Source organism: Mycobacterium gordonae, from assembly GCF_001417955.2.
GTDB classification, from domain to species: domain Bacteria; phylum Actinomycetota; class Actinomycetes; order Mycobacteriales; family Mycobacteriaceae; genus Mycobacterium; species Mycobacterium gordonae_B.
The window spans coordinates 1-8,603 of record NZ_LKTM01000060.1 but is presented as its reverse complement, the minus strand read 5'-3'; the positions used below and the strand labels follow the sequence as shown (position 1 = coordinate 8,603).

Below are 8,603 nucleotides of genomic sequence, written 5' to 3'. Positions count from 1 at the left end.
CGATGGCGTCGGTGGGGGTGGTCGGGGGTGCAGAGGCGGTGCGCCAGGGCAGTAGGTGATCAGCGGCGGTGGTCGGGGTGTGGGCCGGCGGGCGGTGATCCGGAGCAGTTTGGTGTTGGTGACGCCGGCGTTTTCGGCGATCCACTGCAGGTGGTCGGGGTGCAGGTGGTCGGCGTCATCGACGACGATCAGGGTGGTGCGCGGTAGCGTCCAGCTTGGCCTTGGATGTGGGTGCGGGCGCGTTCGACGGTGGTGTCGGCGTACGGTAGCTGTGGCCTGTGGCCAGGTGTCCTGCCCACATTGGAGCCCGACCGTCGGTGGAGTCGAGGTTCTGAGTAAACGCGAGACCTAGGCTACTTACAGTATGTAGTAGTTAGCCTAGGTCGCGGCGGCCGTCGGAATCCCTGCGCGATGCAGCAGCACACTCAGTGGACACCAGCCCACTGCCGCGTTGAGCAACAAGTTCGCGCCGACCCATCCCGCGAGGAGGCGCAGAAGCCCCGAATGCTCAGATCGCGCGGTCTGCGCGATCTGCGTTGCGAGCACTACAGTCCCGGCTACGAGGCTCACGATCCGCTCGATCGTCCATCCCTGCGGCTTGGGCATCCCGAACATGCCGGGCGCCGTCAACGCCTGGTCTTGCATGACAGTTCTCCTTGTCAGTTCGTCTGCCCGACGCCGCGACTGGCAAGTCGGTTGCGGCGCAGCGCCCAACAGCGGGCCTGGACTCTTGGCTATCTGTCCGCATCACCGATTGAGGCCGCGAGCGAGACAGGGCGAAGAAGCTTTCCAACTGGGTCTCGGTCGGCCGCGGTGGCTCGCCTGAGCTGCTCTCGTTAATGCAGTCCAGCAGACCGGATGCCACGATCATGAACCCAGCCCGGTCAAGGGTGCGGGAGACCGCCGCGAGCTGGGTGATCATTTCTTTGCGGTCGGGGCCTTGCTCGATTATGGCTATCACCCTGGCGAGTTGACCCTGCGTGCGCCGCAATCGGTTGAGCACCGCGGTGATGGTGTCTTCGTCGCCGAACATTGAATTCCCATCTCCAGTAGACATCCCAGATACTACCCCAGGGGGTATCTGGGTGTCATCTTACCGACCGCTTGAATACCTGTACGGGTATTGGTATGGTGCCAGTCATTGGGCGGGTGCAGTCACACCACGAGTTGTTCATGGCGTCTCCGTCTATCCGACTGCCGCAAGCCCGTATCGTGCCCAACCGTATAGTGGGTCGGTTCTTGGCTGACAGGCGTCAATGCGGAAAGGAACTGACCGATGTCTCGTGTATTGGTCTGAGCCATTGGTGCTGAAGATCGAGAGAGCCGGCAACATGCTATACCCTGAACGGGTATGGGTCCGGACCCATGGAGCCCTGCGGTAAGGGGCAGTGGTCGCCCCATTCCGCAGCTTCGACCACCTGAGCTTCAACGTTCACGATTGACGTGGGCTTGTAGCTTCTGATGCCGTACGTGGCTGTAGCCCGCGCGGCGCCGATGACAACGAATCTGGAAGAACGGAAGGCGTCTCGTGTCTCTTGATCGACAAACTCGTATGAGCCGCATCGCGGTCGCTGTGATCAGTGTGACGGTGATGGCCGTGGTGGCCGCGGTGGTGATCGGGCGAAGCGATGGCCGCAATGGTGCGCTTGCCACACAGTCGGCCCCCCGCCGTGAAACGCCTGCGACCGTCACCGTCACCCCAGGCCCCAACGCCGTGAACGTTGACCCGCTGGGCGCAGTCACGGTGAGCGCGGCCAACGGCGCCCTGACCGACGTGCAGATGGTAAACGACCAAGACAAGCCGATCCCGGGTGCCATGAGCCCCGACCACCTAGTGTGGAAGCCTGGCGTGCCGCTTGGTTACGGCCGCAGCTACACCATCACCGTGGTCAGTCGCGGGCCGACGGGAACTCCCGCGTCACAGATGTCCCGGTTCACCACGCTCACACCTAAGAATCAGGCCTCGGTGTCGCTGACCACCACCTCGGGTGCGGTGTTGCGCGACGGCGGCAGCTACGGAATCGGCACGGTCATTGTCGCCCACTTCGATGAACCCATCACCGATCGGGCGGCCGCGCAGCGCCGACTGATTGTGACGACGGCTCCGGCCGTGGAGGGCTCCTGGTATTGGGTTGATGACCAGAACGCCCATTGGCGCCCGGAGCATTACTACGCGGCGGGCACGAAAATCAGAGTGGCGGCCAACATCTACGGCGCGCCGCTGGGTGGCGGACTGTACGGCCAACAGGACCAGCAGACTTCGTTCACCATCGGGGACGCGCATGTGTCTATCGCCGACGACAACACCAAACAGGTCAATGTGTACGACAATGGTGTTCTGGTGCGCACCATGCCCACCTCGATGGGCATGGGCGGCACCCAAACCGTCGCCGGCCATACCCCGACATTTTGGACCCCGCCCGGTGTTTACACGGTGATGGATAAGTCCAATCCGGTCGTGATGGATTCGTCGACCTATGGTCTGCCCGTCAGCTCCCATCTCGGCTACCGCGAGACCATCAACTACGCCACCCGCATCAGCCCCGACGGGATCTATCTTCACCAACTCGACAGCACCGTGTGGGCCCAAGGCAACACCGATACTTCCCATGGCTGTCTAAACCTCAACGGCGACAACGCCAAATGGTTCTTCGGGTTTTCCCAGCCAGGCGACATCGTCGAGATCCGCAACACCGGCGGCCCGTCACTGTCGTTGCAGAACAACGGCGACTGGAGTGTGCCCTGGGCGCAATGGCAGGCCGGAAGCGCCCTCGCCTGACCCGGCCCCAACCATGTGCTGGCGCTCACTAACTCGCTAGGCGCCGGTGACGCGATCATCATTGGGCTGGTGCGGTCGCGTATACCTCGACGTAGATCACGGCGGCGGGCATTGCGCGCGGTGGTTAGCTCATTGAACGCGATGTGATTCCCGGCCGGTTCGGGGCAGATCGCCCCGCATAGAAACTTATCGGCCTGAAGGGACTGCCCCGAGTTCAATTGACTCGTGGGTGCGTTCTAGGCCGCGGTTGCGACTGTTGTGTGGAGCAGTTCGAACTCAATCGGGGTGAGCTTGCCGAGTGCGCGTTGCCGGCGGCGTCGGTGGGAGGTCCGCTCGATCACGCCACTATCGCCAGGCGTAGTTCGGCTCGGGTGGACCAGAGTTTTCGGTCGAGCATGTTGCGTTGTAGAAGTGCGAAGAACGACTCCATGGCGGCGCTGTCTGCGCATGCGCCGACGCGGCCCATCGGTCTGTGTAACCCGTTGTGCGACAGTGCGTGGACGAACTTCCGTGACTTGAATTGGCTGCCCCTGTCTCGTTGGTGTAGCCGCGGAATCCTCGGATGGCCTGCTCGGGCCGGGTGTTGACCGGCACTCTGGATGAGCATGACGGCGGCACTGACGGTGAGGACGTGTGGGTATGAAATGACCCCGCCGAGAGGTGTCCGGCGGGGTCGGTGGTGTTCGGGGTGTCGGGGTGGTGTTCAGTCTGCCGTGACTTCGGCAACGGCGGTGCGAGTGGAGGATTCGTCGACTATGGCTTTGTCGGCGGCGAATGCTACGAGGAGGGTTTGCAGGGCGAGGTTGTTGACCGCGCGGGGATAGCCGCGGCTGGTCTGGTGGACCAGCGCGGCCGCGTCGTCGGAGAGCAGGGTGTCCTCGCGTCCGTCCAGCTTGAGGTGGTGGCGCAGGTAGTTGGCGGTTTCTGTATCGCTCGTGGGCGGCATCGTGTAGCGCAGCCCGAGGCGCTGGTCGAGCGCGGCGAGCACGCCGAGTTTCGTTCGTCGCCGTAGCGTGGGCTGGCCGACGAGCAGGCGTGCGAACGGGCTCAAGGAGTCGAGCTCATGGTTGGTCAAGCGCAACGCTTCCAATTGGTCGTGGCCAAGGAGGTGGGCCTCCTCGACGACTACGACGGGTGTGCGTCCCAGTTCGGCCTGTTCAGCGGCCAGCGCGTCGGCGGCTTGGGGGGCCAGGGTGGCGTGGTGGGTCAACGGTTGCCCACCCAGCGAGGCCACGATGCGGTGGTGGATGCCGCGCACCCCGACGGTGGGATCGGGCAGGTAGATGACGGTGTGGCGGCTATGGTCCAGGCGGGCGAGGGCGGCGCACACCCACGGGCTTGCCGGCGCCCACCTCGCCGGTAATCACTCCGATGCGGCGGTCGGCGACACCAGCCGATACGGGTGACTGCTTCGCTGTGCGCGCTGTGGCGGTGCAGCATGGACGGGGCCAGGTCGCGGCCGAACGGCATCCGAGACAAGCCGTAGTAGGAGATCAGCTTGTCCATCATTGGGGTGCCACCTCCTGGCCGGTGAGCAGGTCGAGCTGTCCGGGGATTTGGTCGCTAGCCCCGTGAGGGCGGCGTGGTTCACGCCGTGGGCCAGCTCGGCTTGATGCGTGATCTCGATCAGCCGCGCGTAGTCGATGCCGGAGGGTTGCGTTGGCGCCGAGGGGGTTTCGGGTTTGGCCTTGGGATGGGTGTGACGCCCGATGTGGTGCGGAATGGCCAGGCCCATCGGCGCGCCGGCCAGACGCACCTCGTTGCGGGTGAGGTCGAACGGGTCGAACACCAGCTCGACCTTGCGGCCGACCAGCGTCGGGTCGACCTCGTAGCTGTTGCCTGTTAACTGAACTACTGGGGTAGTTTTCCCTGTTCAGTGGCGCCCGGGCGTTGGGGGCCGTTAGGGTTCGGCGCCGTGGTCGAAGATGAGTCGGGGCGAGACCTGGGGGCGCTGATCGTTGCTCGGGTCGGGCGGCTGGAGGCGACCGGTTCGCCGTGGGAGCCGTATCGGTTGATCGATCCGCGCGGGGAAGTGGTTGTGCCGGTCGCTGCGTTCCTCAAAGAGGTGCAGGCGTGCGGGCGGTCGCAGGCGACGCAGCGGTCGTATGGTCATGATCTGTTGCGCTGGTTCAGGTTTCTGTGGGCGGTGCAGGTGCCGTGGGACCAGGCGACCTGGGTCGAGGCGCGTGACTTCTGCCGTTGGATTCAGATCGGGAGCAAGCCGGTGAGCGTGCGCTGGGAGTGCAGCGACAAGGCACCCTCTGCGGTGTCCGGTGGGAAGTATGCGCCGCGGACTGCCGCCCATGGGGAGAGTGTGTTGCGGTCATTCTACGACTTTCATGTGGACACCGGTGCCGGGCCGATGCTGAACCCGTTCCCGCTAGTGCGGGAGCGGCGACGCAAACGGTTTGGTGCGCACCATAATCCGATGCATCCACATCGCAACGAGCGTGTCGGGTTGTATCGGCCCAAGCTGGTCGACCGACTGCCGCGCTGCATGCCGGATGAGAAGTTCAACGAACTGTTCGCCGGGCTGGGATCGCATCGTGATCGGGCGTTGGTCGCTTTCTTCGTCTCGACTGGTGCCCGGGCGTCGGAGTTGCTGGGCGTTCATTGCGGTGATGTGGATGCCGGGTTGCAGCTGATCACGGTGATCCGCAAGGGTAGCCGGGCGGCGCAGCAGCTTCCGGCCTCGCCGGATGCGTTCGTGTGGCTTCGGCTGTATCAGGCGGAGTTTCACGGACAGATGCCGACCAGGCGCGATGATCCGCTGTGGCAGACACTGCGGTGGCCGTTTCGGCCGCTGACTTATCACGCAGGCCGGGCGATGTTCGTCCGCGTGAATTCCGTTCTTGGAACGGACTATTCGATCCATGACCTGCGTCATACTGCTGCCTATCGGATGGCCCGCGACCCGGAGATGGCGCTGACCGATGTGCAGTGGATCTTGGGTCATGCCCAATTGACCACCACCCAGATCTATACCTCGGCTCCGATCGGGGAGACCATCGCAAGCATCCTGGCCCACCATGCGCGGCGGGCGACGGCGCCGTCTGCGCCGGCGCTCATCGCGCCGGAATACCGACCCGAGTCGCTGGATGTGCTGTTCCCGGGAGCCGCGCGGTGACCACGACGGCGCCGGCTTCGTCGGTGGCACCCGCGACGAGCCGCGATCAGCGGCGACCTCGTTCGGATCGCCGCGACGTGTTCGAACTGCGAAAGCAGTTCCCGCCCCGGGTGAATCCTGTGTCGTGGGAGGCGACCGAAGCCTCGCGCGGACGTGTCCTTGCCCGGGTGCTCACCACGCCGTTCACCGCCGATAACGCCGAATACCAGGCCGAGGTGCGCCGAGGTGTACGCACTGTGCTGGACTGGCTAGCAACGATGCCGGGAAGTACCTGGCAGGCGCGGTGGACTGCTTCAGGCGCGGAGCACGCCGCCGACTGGCGGATCCTTGCGGTGACGCCGTTGGCGGCCGGCCGCACCGAGACCGCGGTCAGCAACCTGAAAAGCCGCTTTTCGCGCGGCCTGTCGGTGCTGATCTGCGCCGATGTGATCCGTCCGAGCCTGGGCTGGTTGCTGGCGACTCCGTCGCCGAAGAACCTCGCGACTGCGCTGGCCCGCAGCCGCGACCCGCAAGGGTTCGCGGTGTTGAACGACCAGTGCCAGCGGCTGGCCGTAGGCGACTGGGCCCGCGGGATCGCGCTGGCGCGTATCGCCATGATCATGGCAGGCAAAGGAGGTCGGGCCATCGACATCACCGCCGGCGACTGCATCCAGATGGTGCCGCTCGCCGCGGAGGCCACCAAAGCCAGCGGCAGGGACCGCGGATACCGCAGTGCCTTCTTCTACCAGCTAGTGCGTTCTTTGGGTCGGTTCCCCGACAACGCACCGGCGAGCACTAGAGCGTTTCACGTCCACGGCCAGATGAGCGTCGAGGAGATGATCGACCGATACGGCATCCAGTTCCGGCCAATCCGGGACCTGCTGGTGGACTATCTGCGGGAGTTGCAGGCCGGCTCCGACTACGCGACCGTGCTCCAGCTATCCTATGTGCTGGGCAAGTTGTTCTGGCGCGACTTGGAGCTGCATCACCCGGGCATCGCCTCGCTGGGCCTGCACCACGAGGTCGCCGCGGCATGGATGCTGCGCATGCAGGTGAAGACGACCACGACGGTCGAGGGCGGCGAGCTCGTCGAGCGTCATACGCCACGACTGTCGGCGATCCAGCACCTGGGCAACGTCCGCACGTTCTATCTGGACATCGCGCAATGGGCCGCCGACGACCCGGCCCGGTGGGGGCCGTGGGTCGCGGTCTGCCCCATCCGTGACGGCGAATTGACCAGCGGCCGCGCCAAAACCGCCGCTGCCCGCAAGTCCCGGATGGACCAGCGCACTCGCGAACGCCTTCCCGTGCTGCCGACACTGGTGACCGCTGCCGAGAACCGCCGCCAGCGGGCCACCCAAGCGCTGGCCGCAGTCCTGGCCACCGAGCCTGGTCGGGAGATCACCATCGACGGGCAGGCGCTGCGGCGGGCCGAGCATTCACCGGAATCCGGCACCCACCTCTGGGCCGAAGACCCCGCGACCTGCAGTCGTCGTGACCTCAAAGCTGAAGAGCGACGAGCTTTTTGGGCATGGGCCAGCATCGAAGTGCTGCCGCTGACCGGCATCCGCATCGAGGAACTGACCGAACTGTCACACCACAGCCTGATCCAATACCGGCATGCAACCACCGGCGAACTGATTCCGCTGCTGCAGATCACCCCGTCCAAAACCGACGCCGAACGACTGCTCGTGATCTCCCCGGAACTGGCCGACGTGCTGGCCACCATCGTCACCCGCATCCGCCAACCCGACGGCGGCATCCCGCTCGTCTCGGCATACGACTACCACGAGAGGATCTGGAACCCACCGATGCCGCTACTGTTCCAATGGCATTGGCGCCTGGAAGACCGGCCACTGAGCCCCAACATGATCCGCCAGCTGATCAACGACACACTGGCTAGCACCGAGCGGACCGGCGCCAGCGGGGCGCCGCTAAGGGTAACCCCCCACGACTTCCGGCGGCTGTTCATCACCGACGCCGAAATGAGCGATGTTGCAGCTGATGCATCATTCTCCGGACGGCGTGAACGTTTTCTAGCAGGGGCTTGACGTTTCGTCCGAGTTCGGAACTCGCAGCGGCGGCAGCCGAGACACGCCGTGCAGCAGGGGTTTCGGGGGTCTTGTTGCGTCGGATGCCAGGATGTTGCTACAACCGGGAGTGATCATCTAGAAACGCGAACAGATACGTCTTACGGGCCGCAATTCGTATGCCGTACAGCGCATCCCCGGTCCACAGGTCGTGGGGATGCTCGGCTTCGAACCGGCCGAACACCGGCGCCGATCCGCCAGCCGTGCCGCCGGTGAGGCTGAGCCGGTGGAAGTTGCGTTGCAGGGTGCGTTCATCGGGCGCGCCCAGCCTAGCTGGGTGCGCAGGATCCGCCGGATCGCTGCGGCCGTGCGCTGCGGGTCTTCCCGGCGCAGCGCCACCGCCAGCTCCAACGCCTCGGCCGGAGTGCGTGGTGTGCACTGACGCGGATTGGGCACCAGCGCGTCAAACCCGCCGGCGCGCCAGTCGCGGATCCAGCGGTCGATGCTCGGGCGGCTGATACGCACTCGCCGCCCGAACGGGTCGATGTGCTCCCAGGAAGCCAGCTCGCGCACCATCTTTCCCTGCTCCTTGGTCGAAAGCGCCGCATCGGTGAGTGTGACAGGTTTGGCTGGCCCCGTTTGGTCGCAGAATGTCAGGTTTGAGTGGCTCCACCGCGACTCGCCGGGC

The 8,603-nt window shown here is 65.1% G+C and carries 4 protein-coding genes and 6 pseudogenes; 4 read left to right on the top strand and 6 right to left on the bottom strand.

Annotated features, from left to right (window positions below):
- A pseudogene (locus tag AO501_RS08250) lies at window positions 1-207 on the top strand (hypothetical protein); the annotation flags it as partial.
- A 171-nt stretch (window positions 208-378) separates the two neighbouring features.
- Here the strand turns inward: AO501_RS08250 and AO501_RS08245 are convergent.
- The gene (locus AO501_RS08245; RefSeq protein WP_231752394.1) at window positions 379-645 is read right to left on the bottom strand and encodes a YgaP family membrane protein; all 267 of its coding nucleotides are present in this window, start codon (window positions 643-645) and stop codon (window positions 379-381) included.
- Window positions 646-778: 133 nt separating this feature from the next.
- Window positions 779-1,033, bottom strand: a pseudogene (locus tag AO501_RS38935) (metal-sensitive transcriptional regulator); the annotation flags it as partial.
- A gap of 519 nt (window positions 1,034-1,552) precedes the next feature.
- On the opposite strand from AO501_RS38935, the gene AO501_RS08240 reads away from it, so the two are divergent.
- Complete coding sequence (locus tag AO501_RS08240) at window positions 1,553-2,779, top strand: L,D-transpeptidase (RefSeq protein ID WP_082658471.1); 1,227 nt, start codon at window positions 1,553-1,555, stop codon at window positions 2,777-2,779.
- Window positions 2,780-3,015: 236 nt separating this feature from the next.
- Here the strand turns inward: AO501_RS08240 and AO501_RS36975 are convergent.
- The 3 pseudogenes from AO501_RS36975 to AO501_RS35195 form a co-directional block, all read right to left on the bottom strand.
- Window positions 3,016-3,314 (bottom strand): annotated as a pseudogene (locus AO501_RS36975) (IS3 family transposase); the annotation flags it as partial.
- Between the two features lie 168 nt (window positions 3,315-3,482).
- Window positions 3,483-4,288, bottom strand: a pseudogene (locus AO501_RS08235) (ExeA family protein).
- Window positions 4,285-4,640 (bottom strand): annotated as a pseudogene (locus AO501_RS35195) (transposase); the annotation flags it as partial. The pseudogenes AO501_RS08235 and AO501_RS35195, both read right to left, overlap by 4 nt.
- A 54-nt stretch (window positions 4,641-4,694) precedes the next feature.
- Here AO501_RS35195 and AO501_RS08225 point away from each other — a divergent pair.
- Window positions 4,695-5,906 (top strand): tyrosine-type recombinase/integrase, encoded by a 1,212-nt coding sequence (locus AO501_RS08225; RefSeq protein WP_055577260.1) that lies wholly within the window; start codon window positions 4,695-4,697, stop codon window positions 5,904-5,906.
- A complete protein-coding gene (locus AO501_RS08220) occupies window positions 5,903-7,936 on the top strand; it encodes a site-specific integrase (protein WP_055577259.1) in 2,034 nt (677 codons plus the stop codon). The genes AO501_RS08225 and AO501_RS08220 overlap by 4 nt, the downstream gene beginning before the upstream one ends.
- 100 nt (window positions 7,937-8,036) lie before the next feature.
- Here the strand turns inward: AO501_RS08220 and AO501_RS08215 are convergent.
- A pseudogene (locus tag AO501_RS08215) lies at window positions 8,037-8,524 on the bottom strand (helix-turn-helix domain-containing protein); the annotation flags it as partial.
- Between the last annotated feature and the right edge of the window lie 79 nt (window positions 8,525-8,603).

What these genes read in the sequence shown, in the direction of transcription:
- AO501_RS08240 (WP_082658471.1), top strand. Translation starts at nt 1,553, where the DNA reads ATGAGCCGCATCGCGGTCGCTGTGATCAGTGTGACGGTGATGGCCGTG.
- AO501_RS08245 (WP_231752394.1), bottom strand. Translation starts at nt 645, where the DNA reads ATGCAAGACCAGGCGTTGACGGCGCCCGGCATGTTCGGGATGCCCAAG.